Genomic DNA, 17231 nt, shown 5'->3' with positions numbered 1-17231 from the left:
TAATCAAACTTTCGGTTGTGGTTGTATCCCGAACTCTGCTGTTCCACCTACACCGACATCAATGCCGAGTTGCATGCAGCGACATAGGCCATACCCGCTGCCATGACGATATCCTGGTGTACAGCCGTTCCGCGGAAAATCTTGCCGGCCTTCTCGACGGTAACTGCGGCCTCCGCATGCGCATCTTCCCCGCTGCTCAAAGAATGGAGCTCCAGATCGCCAAAGGTGATATAGCTGCTAATGCCTTGGCTAATCGCCGATATGACGGCTTGCACGGGTCCCTCTGCTACACTGGAATAGGTGGCTTCCGTTTCCTCGCTCAGATGACGAAGCGTTACGGCTGCAACACGGCTTCTTCCCGTACCCGAGATCACCTGCGCCTCTGTCAGCTCATACACCTGCGCCGGTTTACCCAGCGTGCTGCTGACCATCTGCAGCAGCTGATCATCACTGACCACCTTCTGGCGGTCAGCCGTCTCCTTGAATGTGTCATACAAGGTTTCCATCTCGGCCCCATCGAGCTGAACCCCGTAACGGGCCAGACGATCCTTCAAGGCATGACGGCCGGAATGCTTGCCCAGCACGATCATGCTGCGCGGAATGCCCAATATGTCCGGGTCCATAATCTCGTAGGTGCTTCGATCCTTCAGAAGACCATCCTGATGAATGCCAGACTCATGCTGGAAGGCATTTCGACCGACCACCGGCTTGTTGAAGGCAATGGGAAAATGCATGGCTCCGCTAACGAGGCGGGAGACTTCGTACAGCTTTTCCGCTGTAATCCCCGTCTCCGCACGCAGCATGTCACCCCGTGTAGAAAGAGCCATCACCAGCTCCTCCAATGCGCAGTTGCCTGTGCGTTCGCCTACCCCGTTTACGGTAACCTCAATCTGGCTGGCACCATTCTGAATGGCGGCCAGGCTGTTTGCAACAGCCAATCCCAGATCATTATGGCAATGGGCGCTGTACGCTACCGTCTTTCCGCCTCGCGCACCTTCCCGTACACGGCGGAACATCTCGCCATACTCATTCGGAAGCGCATAACCGACCGTGTCCGGCAGGTTGATAATCGTGGCTCCCTCTTCAATGACGGCTTCCACCATTTCAATCAGGTCATCGATTCCTGTGCGCGAGGCATCCATCGCTGTGAACTCCACCACATCGCTGAACTGCTTCGCATAAGCTGTCATCTCTCGTGCCCTTGCTACAACATCGGGACGGCTCATGCGCAGTTGATGGCGAAGATGGATGTCGGAAGAGGAAATGAACAGATGGATCCGTCTTCTGGCTGCGTCCCGGGTTGCCTGAACAGCAGCATCAATATCCCCTTTCACTGCGCGTGCAAATCCGCAAATCTCCACCTGCTGCAGCTGTCTTGAGATGGCCTGAACGGCGGCAAACTCACCTGGACTGGACACTGGGAAGCCAGGCTCCATTACATCAACCCCCAGCTCAGCCAGTTTGCCGGCCAGCACAATCTTTTGTTCAGGCTGAAGGCTTGCCCCCGGTGCCTGTTCCCCGTCCCGTAAAGTGGTATCAAAAATTTGGATCGTTCTCATGGACTCCGTCATCTTCCTTGTTCCTCCCTGGTTATGGTATATCCCGGATAGATATTCCGGGTCAATCTCAGTCATCCCATTCTAGTTATGTTCGCTTTACGTCCGCACGTCGACTTGCATTCGCATCCCACCCAGCTGCTGCCGGCAGCAAAAAAAGCCCGTCATCTCTTAAACATAAGAGACGACGGGCTTAGACCCTCCGTGGTACCACTCTAATTGACGCCTGTTCACAAACAGCTATCGCTGTGACATATTAGCGTCCACTCACTGTCCATCTGCTCCTCATACCGGCCGGTTATGAGTTAAGATGAACCTCCTGATTACGGAGGATTCTCCGTAAGAGAGTACTTTAGCATGGTGAGCCATTGGTTCCTGTCGAACCATCAGCGAATGCGTTGTTCCCCTCCTCCGCTCCCGGGCGAGATTCAAAGGCTGCTGCCGCTGCGTTACACCTACCCGCAGCTCTCTGTAAGACAGCTTCCTTCTACTGCTCCCGTTCATCACGTTTATTCGATATGCTGTTATGCCGAATCCTTACTATCTGCGGACCGCTTCTCCGGACACCTGCCCCCGCTGCGCGATTTCATTAATCTGTCAATGGTTCCCCGCAGCCTGCTTAGAGATATCCCGGCATGCAAAAAAGCCTGCCGTCTCTTTATGCAAGAGACGACAGGCTATCCTATCGCGGTACCACTCTTGTTGACTTTAAGCTCCCAGGCTATACATGCCCGGTCCTTGAAGCCCCCTCAGCCGCCAAATAACAAGTTATTTGTGCGCAGCCATTCTCACGGAGGCCATTCCGTAGCAAAGTCAAACTCCGCAATCTCATTCAAGCCTTAACCATAGGCCATTTCATTGCGTAAGGTTCCCCTGCTCCACTCCCAGGTGAGTTCAGGTCCCTATCGACTGCGTTGCACCGTCCCGCAGTTCTCTTCATCCAAGGGTAACCATACTAATCCTGTTCATCGCGTTTCAACAATCTGGAATTTGATCATGATTATACGTGCTATGCAGTGAGGTGTCAAGAAGCTTTTAGCTTCATAGCGCTGCCCAAATTTCGAGCGGCATTTGCGGATCGGCCTTCATATCCAGCGGCGTAAAGCTGCCCTGCTTCCATTTCAAATGCGCTGCGGCAGCAATCATCGCCCCGTTATCGGTGCAATACTGAAATGGTGGAATGATCAGTGAAATTCCTTCCCGTTCGCATCGCTCAGATAGTTCTTTGCGAAGCCCGCGGTTGGCCGCTACGCCACCGCACAGCAGCAGCTGCTTGGCAGCGTAAGCTCTGACCGCGCGTACGGCCTTCTCCACCAGCACTTCTACAACAGATTCCTGAAAGCCGCGGGCTATGGCCTCCGTCCGGACTTCCTCTCCACGCATTTTGCTCTGATTCACAACATTTAATACAGCCGATTTCAGGCCGCTGAAGCTAAAATCATACGAATCCGGCTCCAGCCACACGCGCGGCAGGTCCACAACCCCCTCGGCTTCGAGTGCCATACGATCCACATGTGGACCTCCGGGATAGGGAAACCCAAGCGCCCTCGCCACCTTATCATACGCTTCGCCAACCGCATCATCCCGCGTTCTGCCAATCAGTTCGAAACTGCCCTCGTCTTTCATGTAGACCAGCTCGGTATGGCCTCCGGAAACAACCAGCGCCATACAAGGATACTCGATATCTCCCACAAATCGGTTGGCATAAATATGACCGGCAATATGATGCGTGCCGATCAGGGGTTTGTTAAGCGCAAACGCCAGGCTTTTTGCAGCCATAACACCGACCAGAAGCGCCCCAACCAGACCAGGGCCCTGTGTGACGGCTATCGCCGACAAGTCCTTCATGTCAATTCCGGCTTTTGCCACGGCTTCCTCTATAATTAACGTGATGCTCTCCACGTGCTTGCGGGAAGCCACCTCAGGCACCACCCCGCCAAATGCTTTATGCGTTTCAATCTGACTCGCAATGACGCTGGACAATACCTCGTGTCCGTCCTTCACAACGGCAACCGAAGTCTCGTCACAGCTCGTTTCTATCGCTAATATGCAGCTATGCTGCCGATCTGTCATTTCATCCTTCATAGTAGCCCATGACTTCCTTCCTCGCCATCGTCCTCCCGGTAAGGGGGCAGATCTGCCCACATGATAAGTGCATCTTCCTGGTTGTCGGAATAATAGCCCTTCCGGACACCGGCTGGTTTAAATCCTTTTTTAATATATAAGCGCTGGGCAACATGGTTGGATACCCGAACTTCCAGCGTCATTTTTTCCATTCCCATATACGCAGCGGTCTTCATCAGTTCCGTAAGCAGACGATCGCCCCACTTGCGGCCGCGGTACTGCTCCAGCAGCGCAATATTCGTAACGTGTGCTTCATCCACAATCGTCCACATGCCCGCATATCCAACGGTGTGGCCTTCATGTTCCATAATCATATAACGTGCAAAATGATTCAGTTTCAGCTCATTGTGAAAGGCTTCCTCGGTCCAGGGGACAGTGAATGCTTCGCGCTCCACCACGAGAACCTCAGGTATATCCTCCAGGGTCATCAACCGAAAGGACAAACCGTCTTCACCTTCTGCCGGCATATTCTGCTGATCCATGACGAATCCTACGCTCCCTTCACCGCTTACGCAGCAGGTTCGCTTCCGCTTCGGAAAGCTGTGTATAATTGGGTATCAGTGTATGCAAATCGTCCGCTTCCCCGGATAACAGCCGGGCTGCTCCCAGGTACCCCATCCAGCGCCCTTCAAGAGAATACGGGTGGATGTGCACCCTGTTTTCAAACCCCGGTTCGAGCTGACGGGCTGTCTCGGCATGGAGATCGACTTCTCCTACAAACCATATGCAGACGGGTCGTTCTTCTTCGGGAAGGCGGGATATTCGTTCCGCAATGGTATTCACCCAGGTCTGCATCAGACGAATGCCGTCTGCTTCTATACGTACCGGGGCTTCTTCCTGGCGCTCTACACTTGCGGCGAATAATGCCGTGTACACTTGTCCCCGCCTGGCATCCAGCAGCGGAATAACCCAGTGGGTTCCCTTCTCAGCCGAAGCTGAATCCCACCCGGATTCCAGGCCTCCCCATGCCAAGGCATGCAGACTGGATATTCCAACGACCGAAATGTGGTTGGCCCATGCCAACGTTTTTGCCGCAGTTACCGCAATCCGGATACCCGTGTATGAACCCGGGCCGATCCCGACAGCAATGCCCTCGATCTGGTCCATACCAACTCCAGCTTCTGCAAGCGCTTGTGCCATCACCGAGTGCAGATGCACCGAGTGGTTGCGGTCCGCATTCGTATTCACTTCTGACAGCAGCTTGTCCTTCTCCATCACGGATACCGCAAGCGATGCCGTAGACGTATCCAGCGCCAAAAACCGCTGCTGCGGCTTCGTGTCATTGTTGTTCATTCATGCTACCCCATTTTTCATTCAAATCCCGGCACCACTCACCATAGGGCTCGCCTAGGCTTGTGAGTGTGATGTTCCGGTGAGCTTCCCCTGTCGTTTCTAGATGGATATGCAGATACCGCTCAGGCATCAGCTCGGTGATCAGGCTGCTCCACTCCACGAGGCAAACCCCTTCGCCAAAAAAGTATTCGTCCAGTCCAAGCTCATCCGCTTCATCCACCGATAACCGGTACACATCCATATGGTAGAGCGGCAGACGCCCCTCATATTCTTTGATAATTGTAAATGTCGGGCTATTCACAACCCCGTTCACACCAAGATGCTGTGCAAATTGTTTGGAAAATGCCGTTTTTCCTGCTCCAAGATCTCCATCTAGACCGATGACCGTCCCTGCTTCGGCCCGCATGGCCAGCCATGCAGCCAGCTGCTCCGTCTCCTCCAGACTGCTTGAAGTCATTCGAAACTGGCCTTCCGTACGGCCATTGTTCACAGATAACCCACCCTTTATTTATTTAGCCCATATCTAAAAATACTTGATCTTCATTATATCGGTCCTCCCAATCCGCTGCAAGAAAATGAGTATTCCCGATTCACAGAGGTGAAAAAAGATACGCGTTAACTAGGTTTGGAAGACTAATACTATGTAGTCACAGATCAAACATTATAGTTGTACCGGAACAAAGATACACTATGAATAATGACACCGTAACCCCCTGATCTGCTGACTGGCGATATCCGATTATTTTTCAGGGGGGATTACTTAACGGACGAATCCAGCACAAACACACCTTATCCGGGTTCCGGCGTCATGGAATCTCGACCAAGGTGTGTTGTTTTGGTGTTCATGCTCATGTTGTATTCATACTGCTTCTCGGAAGCAGATACCCAGCGGGAAACTATTCCCCTTCTTTCAACCGGTCAACGTTGACCGTCATCGTATTGGTTGGTCGGGAACCCACCTGGACCGTAGCCATCCCGTTCTGCTGATCCACATGCTCGATCCACACCGACTCCCCTTCCAGGTTGACCTTATGCGTATCCTTCGAGTTGAAAATTTCTACTGCGCGTTGTACATCCATTCGTTAATCCCCCTTCTCCGTCTCTCTTGGCGACTCGTCCACGACCTCCATTGTATCGGTCGTCGAAGGACCAATCAGCCCGTTGTCCAGCGTGACATTGCCTCCGCCAAGACCTTCGTTGATCATCCGGTCAATATCGAACATTGTAGATTCCCGAGATAGCTCGCTCTCCTCCGAGGTCAGGCTGTTCCAATCCACCATTTCACCGTTGACCGGCTGCGCAGCGGAATGATCAGAAGCCCGGTCCTTCTGTATCTCTTCTGACGTATTGGTTTCATTAGGCTCCATCATGATGAAGATTACCTCCTTATGCGGGCAGAGTTCATCGTCAATATGCCTCAAAACAGTTCTAATTATGCAATCCGGGGCTATAACTCATACTAGAGTCTTTTTTTGGGCACACTAATAGAGGTAATTCAAAAAGTCATCTTTTGATCACGAAGCAGCACATGAAGCTTAATCGACATCGAATTTTGAATTCAGACGGGCCTTCCGGTGCTCACGTAGGTTTTGCCTACGCTCCGCTCCTCAGTCCCTACCTTCATCCAACCTTCTCGGTGCTGAAAACCTGACTTTTTGAAACACACCATTTATAGTCGGAGTAAATAGCGTTTACTACACCGTCATACTCAAACATATTAGAATTTGATAGGAGGTTTCATAGAATGCATACGGTATGGAAGGGCGCTATCAGCTTTGGTCTGGTGCATGTGCCTGTCAAGATGTTCTCGGCTACAGAAGACAAGGATATTTCTATGCGTTACATTCACAAGGAATGCGGCAGCCCGCTCTCTTACATTCGTAAATGCCCTGTATGTGAAGAGGAAGTGGCCTGGGAGGAGATTACGAAGGGGTACGAGTATGAGAAGGGCAAGTTCGTGCTCTTTGAAAAAGAGGAGCTGGATCAGCTCGCGGAACAGAACAGTAAAAACATTACCATTCTGGACTTTGTGGATTTGACCGAAATCGACCCGATTTACTTTCAAAAAACCTACTACCTCTCGCCGGACCAAGCCGGCGCCAATGCCTATCGGCTGCTGCTGGAAGCGATGAAGCAGTCTGGCAAGATCGGCATCGCCAAAATCGCCATCCGCTCGAAGAGCAGCCTTGCCGCGATTCGGGTGCTGGACGAATGTCTTTCGATTGAGACCATATTCTATCCCGATGAAATCCGCCCGATCTCCCAAGTACCGAACTTGCCTGAGAAAACCGAGGTCAATTCCAAGGAGCTGGATATGGCCAAACTGCTGATTGATCAGCTATCGACTCCCTTCGATCCTGAGAAATATACCGATGATTATCGAGAGCGTCTGCTGGATCTTATCAACAGCAAAGTATCCGGCGAAGAGATCAAGATAGCTCCTGCCCGTCAGGAGACCAATGTCGTCGATCTGATGGCTGCCCTTCAGGCCAGCATCGAAGCTGTGAAGCCGATCGGAACGGACCCCGGCACGAAACCGAAACCGCGTAAGTCCACCCGGAAAACCGCGGCCAAGGAGCCTGCCGCCAAGGTCAGCGGCGGTGAAGCGGATACGGATGCACCGAAGCCGAAGCGCCGGAGCACTAAATCCAAGAAATCCGATTCTGATTCCTGATCGGCATGGGACAGCTGCAGAATATGCTGCCTAAGGAGCCAATGGCCCCAATCTCGACGGAACAGATCACCACGGGTGAGGAGTGGGGATACCAATTGAAATGGGACGGCGTGCGAATTCTGGCCGGAGTAGACCCTAGCGGCGTATCCCTGTACTCCCGTAAGCTGTTGGATAAAACCTCCCTGTATCCCGAAGTCGTTCAGGCATTATCCGGGCTGAATGAACGGCGTCTTCTCCTGGATGGTGAGGTTGTCTACTTTCATCCGGAATTAGGTCGACCCGTGTTCCAGAAGGTTCTCCAGCGGGAGCGCTCGCGTGCCATCAGCACGCACGCTCCTCTGTTCACGTATGTCTTGTTCGACATTCTGGTGGACGGCGACCAGGACCTGCGCAAGCTTCCTTATCTTGAACGCCATCACCGGCTGAAGGAAGCCGTTTCCGCCACGCCGGGTCTGCTGATCGCAGATCTGTTTCTTGAGGGCGAGCATTTATGGAATTGGGCCGAGGAACGAGGCTGGGAAGGCATTGTAATGAAGCGCCTCAGCTCTCCATATCGCGAAGGCAAGAAGCATCGGGATTGGTACAAAAAGAAAATTGCCGTTAACATGAAAGCCACGGCTGTTGGACTCATCATGAGGGAGGGCCGCGTAGCCAGCCTGGTTATTGCCGATGACGAGGGCAGCTATATCGGCAGAGCATCCCTCGGGCTTAATGAACAGACCAAAAAAAAGCTGCTGCAGTATGCGGAAAGCCACCAGGCTGGGGCCGCTTGGCACGCACTCCATAATGACCTGAAAAAAGAACAGCTTGCCTGGCTCAGTCAGCCGCTGACGGTGCAGGTTACATTTCTCGAGTGGAGTCAGGACGGCATGATGCGCCATCCCAAACTTGTCTCGATTGAGGGGGTGTAAGCAGCATGGCCCGTACCGTCAAAGGAACCTTGAACATTGAAGGTCAGGAGATTCAAATTACCAATCCGGACAAACCGCTGTGGCCGGAGGTCGGCATTACCAAGGCCATGTATTTGCAAAAACTCGCAGCGATATCGCCTTTCCTGCTTCGATATTGCCAGGGAAGGCTGCTGACTACCATCCGATACCCGCATGGGGTGCAAGGCGAATCGTTCTATCAGAAAAATGCGCCGGAGCCGCTGCCTCCTTTTGTGCACACCTATGTGCATGAGAACATTAATTATGTGCTGCTGAATGGATTGCCCGAGCTGCTCTGGCTCGGGAATCTGGCTGCACTTGAGTTTCATCCGTCGCTGCATTTGGCAGGCAGCGATCAGCCCTGCGAATGGATGATTGATCTGGATCCGACCCTGCCAGAGGAACCCCGGATCATGGAGGCAACTGCAATCGTTGGCAATGTGCTGAACTCCTTGGGGCTGAACTCTGTGCCAAAAACCTCCGGCGCAACCGGGGTTCAGATCATCGTCTCGATTCCGGCAGGCGTAACTTTTGATGAGCTTCGCGCAGTCGGTCAATTCGTAGGCCAATATGTGACGGAGAAATTCCCTAAGCTGTTCACCATCGAGCGGCTTAAGAAAAATCGCGGCGATAAAATCTATTTCGATTATCTACAGCACTATAGCGGAAGAACCCTTGCTGCTCCTTATACACCTCGGGCGCGCAAGCTTGCGACCGTCTCTACCCCGCTGACCTGGGAAGAGGTCCATCGGGATGTTTCGCCTACAGAATTCCACCTGCTGAACATTGTAGAGCGACTGCAAGAAAAGGGGGATCTGCTGCAAGCATTGCCTCCGCAACCGATCGAAAATGTCATCCGTCACCTGTCATCCCAAGGAAAGAACGCGTCAAAAAGGAAAGGCTAGCTGCTCAATATCCGGCATCAGTTCCTCCCGGGAAACTGGCACAGCCGGTTGGGGCAGCTTTTTCGGCTTTGGAGATCCAGCCATGTCTGGCTGTGGCAGATGAAGATTATGACCCCCTTCGTCCGATATTTCGAATGGTTGAGAGAAGCCCGAATTCGTCCCATTCGCACCCGTGATGGCAGCAGGCTCCCGCTTGCTCTGACCGCTCAGATCATATTCGCTGAGCAGTCGGGCCGCCATCGACTTAAAAGCATGAACGTAGTGTTCTTCTGCATAGGCGCCTTGCCTATATAATTCGCGATAAGACTGAACCACATCGGGGAACTGGTTTTTAAGCGTCTCGATATACCATTTCTTCACATCGCGAGACAGCCTCAGCAATGAGATCATGGCAAAAGAAATGCCCCTCTCCTTCGACTGGGACAAAAGCTCCTTCAACTCTGATTCATCATCCGTCAGAAAAGGCAGCACGGGTGCAACAAACAGTCCTGTCGTTATGCCGGCTGCCGATAAAGCGCGCATCGCTTCAAGCCTGCCCCCTGGGTGCGGTGATGCAGGCTCCAGCTTCCGGATGATGTCCCCGTTCAGCGTATTCAAACTGATGTTGACCGACACATTCTCCATCCGGGTCAAAATGTCCATGTCCCTCAGCACGAGTGGAGAGCGCGTTGTAATGCTGGTAGAGATACGGTATTTGGCGAGCAGCTTCAAGCATTCCCGCGTGATTCCCTCTTTGCCCTCGATCGGCTGATACGGGTCCGTTGCCGTACCGATCGTAACCTGTCCAATGGATGTGCGCATCGCTTCAATATCATGATCAAACTTCCTCGCCGCGCTCAATAGCTGCTTCTCCAGTGCTTCGGCCGCATTTGCCTTCATAAAGATATGATGCTGGAATTCGTCCTCTGCCCCCATGCCGATAAACGATTGAAAAGCACGGGCATAACAAAAACTGCACCCATGTCCGCAGCCACGATACGGATTAATGGACCAATCGAAGGGCATCCTCTCTTCTTTCACCCTGTTTAATGTTTGTTTAGTGGTTATGCGTTCGTATTGCGTATGAGCCATTCCTCTTCCTCCCCTCGGATACTGCCATGATAAAGGTTGGGTATACCCTTAATTTTAACAAACATATGTTCCTATTATAAGTGGAACTTACTGGATTTACAAATAAAACTCCAGTTCACATCGTCAATAAAAAAACGTTAACTGAATTCTCATACTCGCTAAATAAAAAAAGTTCCACCCGCTGTTAAACAACACGGGTGAAACCTATATATCGGTATCATATTAATGGATTGCCTTCTTCTTAAAGCGACCGCCCTTCACATCATGGATGTTGCCGATGGCAACAAAGGCTTGGGAGTCCCAGTCTTCCACAATGGATTTCAGCTTCGCTTCCTCCAGGCGGGTAATTACAACAAAAATGACCTTCTTGCTATCGCCCGAGTAAGCACCCTCTCCATCCAGATAGGTAACGCCGCGTCCCAAACGCTGGGTCAATGCATCACCAATCTCCTTATGCTTGTCACTGATAATCCAAACCGATTTGGATTGATCAATACCTTCAATCGTAATATCAATCAGTTTAAACGCCAGGTAATAAGCAATGAGTGAATACATGGCATGATCCCATCCGAAAACAAAACCTGCACTGCCCAGAATAAACACATTGATGAACATCACGATTTCACCGACAGAGAACGGTGACTTCTTGTTGATCAGGATAGCCACGATTTCCGTTCCATCCAGGGAGCCACCGGATCGGATAACTAAGCCAACCCCAATACCGAGGAGAACGCCACCGAACACGGCCGCAAGCAGCGGATCGATCGTAAGCGGGTCGACTGGATGAAGGAAATAAGTGCCAATGGACATGACCAATACGGCGTATAGCGTGGATAGAGCAAACGTTTTTCCGATCTGTTTATATCCTATAAACAAAAACGGAAGGTTGAACAAGGTCAAGAATATCCCCAGCGGAATTTCTGTGATATGAGAAACCATAATGGATACCCCGGTAATTCCTCCGTCAATAATCTTGTTCGGCACCAGAAATATTTCGAGCCCTATTGCCATCAATACCGCACCGAAAGTTAAGAACACCAGACGGCGGAGAATCTTCAAAGTTGCTGAGCCTGCTTTGGGATTCTCCGGCTTCTGCTGCTCCGCTTTCACTTGTGCAAGAATCTTCACATCAATTGACATAAATCTCCCCCGTTCAACTTATGGAAACTAAGTTAATATATATTTATAAGTGGAACTTATATAAATATTCTATCATATAAATAAAAGCTGGACATCCAAATTTCAAAGTTCTTCCTCCTTTTTACTTGCTTTCTATTAAATATGACATTCGATGTAATATATTACAGTTATAGAAGTGGCGACAGCATGCGGCATAATATTTCCGCTGCTTTCTGCCATCTTCCCCGCTGCCGAAATGCCTCCGCATCAATAGGGCGGCTCTGTCTCAGGTCCTCCCTGAAGTCCGATACCAAGCGCTCTATGGGCTGCTGATCAAACAGCACGGCAGTCAGCTCAAAATTACAGAAGAAACTCCGCATATCCATATTTGCCGTACCTACCGAGCCCAGAAGCTCGTCTACGATCAATACCTTGGCATGAATAAAGCCTTTTTCATACTCATAGAAGGTAACTCCCGCTGCCAGCAGCTCTTCCACGTAAGACAAGCTTGCCATCTTGACCAGACGGGAATCGGCACGATCCGGAATAATGATCCGTACATCAACGCCGCTCACCGCAGCCGTCTTCAGCGCTTCATATATCCCCTCATCGGGAATGAAATACGGGGTTGTGATCCATATCCGTTCTTTGGCTACAGAAATCGCCCCAAAACACATCTCCTGGATGGCATTCCAGTTCATATCCGGTCCACTGCTCAGGATCTGGACTTGCTCATTTCCGGTGCATTCATGCTCCGGATACAGGCCAAAATCAGAAATGCGCTCGCCGGAGGCAAGCTTCCAATCGTGCAGAAATACATTTTGCAGAAAATAGACCGCGTCCCCTTTGACCTCCAGATGCGTATCCCGCCAAAAGCCCATTTTCGGGTACTCGCCCAGATAGTCATCCCCGACGTTGATCCCGCCAAGAAACCCGACCGTTCCATCCACAACAACGATTTTGCGGTGATTCCGGTAATTGATTCTGCGGCTGAACATCGAAACCATGGCAGGCAGAAAGAAATAGAACTCCACCCCCGATTCTTTGAACCGTTGAATGAACGTTCTCTTAAGCTTATAACTTCCCAATCCGTCGCAAACCAGACGTACCTTAACGCCTTCTTTTGCCTTGCGAATCATTACATCCTGAAACCGGGTACCAATCCGGTCGTGGCGAAAGATATAGAACTCCACATGAATGTGATCCTTGGCCTGCTCCATGGCATTCAGCATCGCATCGTATGTCTCTTCCCCATCCGTCAGCACCCGGCTCTGATTACAGCCTGTGATGGGACTCTCCGACAGATGATTGAGCAAATTAAACAAACGGTCATTGTGATGAAAGCCGGGATTGTTCATATCCTCTTTACGCTTAACAACGGCAGCTCGATCCCACAGATGCCCTCTGATTTCCTGGAATAGCCTGGAGCCCCGCTTACGAATCTTCAACCGCTTCTGATAATCCTGCGCCACAAAGAAATAGAGTACGAAGCCGATCAAGGGGAGGCAAAATAAAATAAACAGCCATGCCACAGCCTTGGACGGGTTTCGGAACTCAAGCAGCAGCACCGCGGCCATCTGCAAAATAAAGGTGATTAGTGCAAGCAGAAGCCACACCATATCGGCAGCCTCCTCACGATGAATAATAGTGGTTATTGAATAGAAATGACAATGCACTGGAATGCGAGACCTGCAAAATAACTACACTACATCATTGACCAATTCCTTATGTATTTATTCAATTACCCAATCTGGCACCATAGTGAATAAGTTCTCTTATCTCATCATTTTTGACATAGTTTTCGAAAGAATAGAATACATACTAGATAAGGGGCTGGCCAAGTCTAGCGGATAGCCATTAAGATCCATTCATTATGTAGGGAAGGGAGATGCCATGAAAACCGCACACCGTAAACAACGCTTAACCCTGCTGGTGCTTCGGGATGCCCAGCATTCAGTCAGACAGATCCAGCTGTCCAGACCTCTGATGATAGCGGTGCCTGCGGCCGCTATTTTGTCAATCGCCGGATTGATTGTTTCCTTGCAGATCCAATCAGCCCAAACGATCATGGGGCTGGAGAAGCAGTTAACCCTGAAAAGCCTGGAAGCCATCAAGATGGAAGTAACGGTCACAGACAAGGATGAAGCCATCGAACGCCTCAATAAAGCCATCATTCAGCTATCGGGCGAAGCAGAGCAAACGAAGGTCCAGATGGAACGCGTGCAGCAGCTGGAACAGGAACTTCAGCAGTTCATTCAGAAGCACGGCAGCTTGTCCGGACAGACCTCCTCCATTCCGGATGATAACGACCAACATGTCGGCGGGGAATTCATTGCCGTTCATGAGAATGAAATGCTGAGCCTCGCCCAAGAGACCCAAGATGATTTTGTGGAAATTCAGCAATTGATAGCCAGCATGGAACGTCATATTCCACGCACGCTGGACCAGGCGCAAGAAACCCAGGAAAAACGGGAAGGGACGCCTTCACTGTGGCCGACAACGTCCAAGCGTCTGACATCAAACTTCGGTTATCGTAGCGATCCTTTCACCGGGCGCTCGGCCTATCACGCAGGCATCGATATTGCCGGCAAAATCGGTGATCCGGTTTATGCCGCAGGCGCCGGTGAAGTAACTGCTGCCGAACGCAGCGGAGCCCGTGGCCTTTATATCATTGTGAAACATCCCAATGGCCTGGAAACCTGGTACATGCACCTGGACAGTCTGGATGTATCGGTAGGCGATCATGTTAATCAAGGAGAAACCATTGGCAAGCTGGGTTCCTCGGGAAGAAGCACGGGGCCTCATCTTCATTTTCAGGTTGTCAAAAACAATCAGACGGTTGACCCGATACCTTACCTGCAATAAGTCCCATCCATTTATTATTCATTAATAGGAGGAATGTAGTATGAAGAAGAAGAACAAGCGACCATCCCACCGGACTGATACGCTGATTGGACCAGGGAGCGAAGTTGAGGGTGTTCTGCAATGCGAGGATAATTTACGGATCGACGGACGCTTTAACGGCTCCATCGAGAGTCAGGGCTGCGTTACCATCGGGGAGAACGCTGTTGCGCGCTCCAGCATCTCAGCCCGGGAGGTCATTGTGGCTGGCAAGATCTACGGGGATGTAACAGCGGAGAATAAGCTGACCATTACGCCTACCGGACAAATGTATGGAGATGTGTGTGCCAATTCCCTCGTCATTATGGAAGGCGGACTCCTTCATGGCGCGAGTGTAATGGAACATCAAGCCGCAAACGCCGCTCCTTCAGAATCAACCGAAACCCCACTGCCGCTTCAGCGTCCGGAAGCAGGTTAACCCCGCATATGGACGAATGCCCGAACCCGGCAGTTTTATATAGACCGGCTGCTGCATTCAGCCGGCACAATCAAAGAGCCCCTTCTAAAACCATGTGATCACACGGCAGAAGGAGCTCTTTTCTTATCCTGTCGTTCCCGCTATGCGGCTACATCTCTCTTGGTAAAGACTAACCAAGAGATGAGCATAAACACTAGGCAATAGGCAGCCAGAACGGAAACGGAGAAGCCGATACCCACTCCTCCCGGTCCGATAGGAGACTGGATATACCCGCTCAGATCGGTATGGAGAAAGAGCAAGTATTTGGCCCATTGAAACCGTTCCGGATTGAAAATAAAACCAAATATATCTTTGGTGAACAGAACCAGCAGCGATAATCCAATCGCCAGTCCGCCTGAACGGAATACGGTAGATAGCATAAAGGCTATCAGCGAGATCACAAACACCTGGATCGTATCCGTCAGCAGGAGCAGCAGGGAGTTGTTCATGGACGATCCCTCAAATCCGCTAGAGAATCCCGTGTTGCCCGAGAACAACAGCATGGAGATAGCGATACCCACCACAGCCGTAATTCCCGCACAGAGCAGATTAAATAGAACCAGGGACGTGAATTTGGACATCAGGATTTTGCCTCGGCTCCACGGGCGAATCAGCAGCAATTTGATTGTGCCTCCTGCAAATTCGCCGGCAACAAGATCCGCAGCGATGATTACCGAGAATATGGCACTCAAATAAATGGTGAAGCTTTCGGTCCAGGTAAACACGGTCCAGACATCCATCGGTGCGTTGGTAAAGTACAGCATGGCAGGCATCGCCACATTAAACAACACCAGGATTGACAGCATAACCCATGTCCGTACACGGTAGTAAATCTTCATATTCTCATTGGCGACAAGACGGGTAAAGTTACTCAACGGCGGATCCCCCTCCCGTCATTTCCAAAAATTGATCCTCCAGCGACCGCGTTACCGGCTGTATGGCATACACCTGAATGCCGGCTCCGACCAAAACCGCATTGATATCGGCAATCATGTTCCGGTCCCCACGGACGATAATTCGATGTTCCTGGGCTCTCGCTTGAAAATCCTGGAGCAGTCCTTCGGCAGCGTCCGCATCACTCACAGTAAATGCCGTTTCCTCAAACATCCGCTCCCCTTCAGCCGTCCGAAGTTTCCGGATGTCAATCAGCTTGCCATGGCGAATAATACCAACGGTATCACACATAAGCTCCATCTCAGACAGCAGGTGACTGGATACGAATACCGTCGTCCCTTCCTCCTGCGTCAATCTGCGCAAGTAATCGCGCAGCTCCCGGATCCCCTGTGGGTCCAAGCCGTTTGTCGGCTCGTCCAGAATCAAGAGCTTCGGCCTATGCAGCAGTGCTTGCGCCACGCCCAGACGCTGGCGCATCCCCAGCGAATAGGTCTGCACCTTCTCATGGATTCGGTTGCCCAGCCCAACGAGCTCCACCACTTCGTCGATGCGTTCTTTGGTGATGCCCTGCATCATACGCGCAAAATGCTTCAAATTGTTATAACCGGACAGAAATTTATACATCTCGGGATTCTCGACAATCGCTCCAATCTGGGCGGCTGCCTGCTCATAATGGTTCCGAATGCTGTAACCCCCGACGGTAATATCCCCTTTGGTAATGGACATCAGCCCCACCATCATCCGAATGGTCGTTGTCTTGCCTGCTCCATTCGGCCCAAGAAATCCGAAGATCTGTCCAGGCAGGATATCTAAGGTCACATCATCAACCAGAACCTTGGACGATATTTTCTTCGTAACCCCGAGCAATCTTACCAGCGGTTCCTGCTTCATGAAATCGATTCTCCTTTGCCAAATGACGCACGTTCAATTATCCCTAATTATACACATTACATAATATGAGTCTATTCGTACCCTCACTTGATGTGTCTTATACGACTAATCATTCAACTATCTTGCACTATAAGAAATGATGTATTGGATGTGACAGTGTTACACTCTCTACATATTCCCATCGGCATATCATATCTGTAGAAACCGGTTTTAAACACACTAACACCCTCTATCATCAGCACGATCCGACGGCAGCTGATACAATACATTTTCATTTCATTCTTCACACATGATCCACTCCCAATGAGAAATGGCTTGATATAATGGTTTTCGATACAGAATGTATCCTAATAAATTTGTACCCTTTTGTCAAACAAATATCTTCAATACTTAAGGACAATTAGGTGAACAGGCATC

The 17231-nt window shown here is 50.8% G+C and carries 17 protein-coding genes and 1 other annotated feature; of the genes, 5 read left to right on the top strand and 12 right to left on the bottom strand.

All coding sequences use genetic code 11. From position 1 onward, the window contains the following. Positions 1-47: 47 nt before the first annotated feature. The 7 genes from WDY75_RS05880 to WDY75_RS05850 form a co-directional block, all read right to left on the bottom strand. Positions 48-1571, bottom strand: coding sequence for a 2-isopropylmalate synthase (locus tag WDY75_RS05880; protein ID WP_063477687.1), 1524 nt, complete (start codon positions 1569-1571; stop codon positions 48-50). Between the two features lie 162 nt (positions 1572-1733). Continuing rightward, positions 1734-2069 (bottom strand) — a binding site (T-box leader). Between the two features lie 528 nt (positions 2070-2597). Continuing rightward, positions 2598-3641 carry a tRNA (adenosine(37)-N6)-threonylcarbamoyltransferase complex transferase subunit TsaD gene (tsaD, locus tag WDY75_RS05875; protein ID WP_063477688.1) on the bottom strand — a complete coding sequence of 348 codons (1044 nt, stop codon included), beginning with the start codon at positions 3639-3641 and terminating at the stop codon, positions 2598-2600. Further along, positions 3638-4162, bottom strand: coding sequence for a ribosomal protein S18-alanine N-acetyltransferase (gene rimI, locus WDY75_RS05870; RefSeq protein ID WP_063477689.1), 525 nt, complete (start codon positions 4160-4162; stop codon positions 3638-3640). Before rimI ends, tsaD begins: the two co-directional genes overlap by 4 nt. Positions 4163-4181: 19 nt before the next feature. Beyond that, positions 4182-4973, bottom strand: coding sequence for a tRNA (adenosine(37)-N6)-threonylcarbamoyltransferase complex dimerization subunit type 1 TsaB (gene tsaB / locus WDY75_RS05865; protein ID WP_063477690.1), 792 nt, complete (start codon positions 4971-4973; stop codon positions 4182-4184). Then, positions 4960-5430, bottom strand: coding sequence for a tRNA (adenosine(37)-N6)-threonylcarbamoyltransferase complex ATPase subunit type 1 TsaE (gene tsaE / locus WDY75_RS05860; protein WP_063479687.1), 471 nt, complete (start codon positions 5428-5430; stop codon positions 4960-4962). Before tsaE ends, tsaB begins: the two co-directional genes overlap by 14 nt. A 439-nt stretch (positions 5431-5869) precedes the next feature. After that, a complete protein-coding gene (locus WDY75_RS05855; protein WP_006212466.1) occupies positions 5870-6052 on the bottom strand; it encodes an H-type small acid-soluble spore protein in 183 nt (60 codons plus the stop codon). A gap of 3 nt (positions 6053-6055) precedes the next feature. Next, positions 6056-6343 carry a hypothetical protein gene (locus WDY75_RS05850; RefSeq protein ID WP_036640687.1) on the bottom strand — a complete coding sequence of 96 codons (288 nt, stop codon included), beginning with the start codon at positions 6341-6343 and terminating at the stop codon, positions 6056-6058. Between the two features lie 374 nt (positions 6344-6717). On the opposite strand from WDY75_RS05850, the gene WDY75_RS05845 reads away from it, so the two are divergent. The 3 genes from WDY75_RS05845 to ligD are packed head-to-tail and all read left to right on the top strand — an operon-like array spanning position 6718 to position 9481. Beyond that, positions 6718-7647 carry a Ku protein gene (locus WDY75_RS05845; RefSeq protein WP_006212468.1) on the top strand — a complete coding sequence of 310 codons (930 nt, stop codon included), beginning with the start codon at positions 6718-6720 and terminating at the stop codon, positions 7645-7647. A gap of 41 nt (positions 7648-7688) precedes the next feature. Next, positions 7689-8558: a DNA ligase gene (locus tag WDY75_RS05840; RefSeq protein ID WP_338841947.1), complete on the top strand. Its 870-nt coding sequence runs from the start codon at positions 7689-7691 to the stop codon at positions 8556-8558. A 5-nt stretch (positions 8559-8563) separates the two neighbouring features. Then, positions 8564-9481, top strand: coding sequence for a non-homologous end-joining DNA ligase (gene ligD / locus WDY75_RS05835; protein ID WP_063477691.1), 918 nt, complete (start codon positions 8564-8566; stop codon positions 9479-9481). Here the strand turns inward: ligD and WDY75_RS05830 are convergent. The 3 genes from WDY75_RS05830 to cls all read right to left on the bottom strand — a co-directional run bounded on the left by WDY75_RS05830 (position 9464) and on the right by cls (position 13290). Beyond that, the gene (locus WDY75_RS05830) at positions 9464-10552 is read right to left on the bottom strand and encodes an SPL family radical SAM protein (RefSeq protein WP_063477692.1); all 1089 of its coding nucleotides are present in this window, start codon (positions 10550-10552) and stop codon (positions 9464-9466) included. The two genes, ligD and WDY75_RS05830, sit on opposite strands and share 18 nt — an antisense overlap. A gap of 222 nt (positions 10553-10774) precedes the next feature. Continuing rightward, a complete protein-coding gene (locus WDY75_RS05825; protein ID WP_063477693.1) occupies positions 10775-11692 on the bottom strand; it encodes a YitT family protein in 918 nt (305 codons plus the stop codon). Positions 11693-11859: 167 nt separating this feature from the next. Continuing rightward, positions 11860-13290 carry a cardiolipin synthase gene (cls, locus tag WDY75_RS05820; RefSeq protein WP_063477694.1) on the bottom strand — a complete coding sequence of 477 codons (1431 nt, stop codon included), beginning with the start codon at positions 13288-13290 and terminating at the stop codon, positions 11860-11862. A 274-nt stretch (positions 13291-13564) separates the two neighbouring features. On the opposite strand from cls, the gene WDY75_RS05815 reads away from it, so the two are divergent. Next, complete coding sequence (locus WDY75_RS05815; RefSeq protein WP_006212474.1) at positions 13565-14536, top strand: M23 family metallopeptidase; 972 nt, start codon at positions 13565-13567, stop codon at positions 14534-14536. A 40-nt stretch (positions 14537-14576) separates the two neighbouring features. Then, the gene (locus WDY75_RS05810; protein ID WP_006212475.1) at positions 14577-14990 is read left to right on the top strand and encodes a polymer-forming cytoskeletal protein; all 414 of its coding nucleotides are present in this window, start codon (positions 14577-14579) and stop codon (positions 14988-14990) included. Between the two features lie 140 nt (positions 14991-15130). On the opposite strand, the gene WDY75_RS05805 is transcribed toward WDY75_RS05810, so the two are convergent. Both WDY75_RS05805 and WDY75_RS05800 read right to left on the bottom strand, forming a co-directional pair. Further along, positions 15131-15904 (bottom strand): ABC transporter permease, encoded by a 774-nt coding sequence (locus tag WDY75_RS05805; protein ID WP_006212476.1) that lies wholly within the window; start codon positions 15902-15904, stop codon positions 15131-15133. Next, entirely contained in the window at positions 15897-16814 is a 918-nt protein-coding gene (locus tag WDY75_RS05800; RefSeq protein ID WP_006212477.1) for an ABC transporter ATP-binding protein, read from the bottom strand. The genes WDY75_RS05805 and WDY75_RS05800 overlap by 8 nt, the downstream gene beginning before the upstream one ends. Positions 16815-17231 lie beyond the last annotated feature (417 nt).

It is taken from the genome of Paenibacillus glucanolyticus (assembly GCF_037333485.1).
GTDB classification, from domain to species: domain Bacteria; phylum Bacillota; class Bacilli; order Paenibacillales; family Paenibacillaceae; genus Paenibacillus_AQ; species Paenibacillus_AQ glucanolyticus.
Note: the sequence above shows the minus strand (reverse complement) of the source record. Positions and strands in the feature narration are given on the sequence as shown.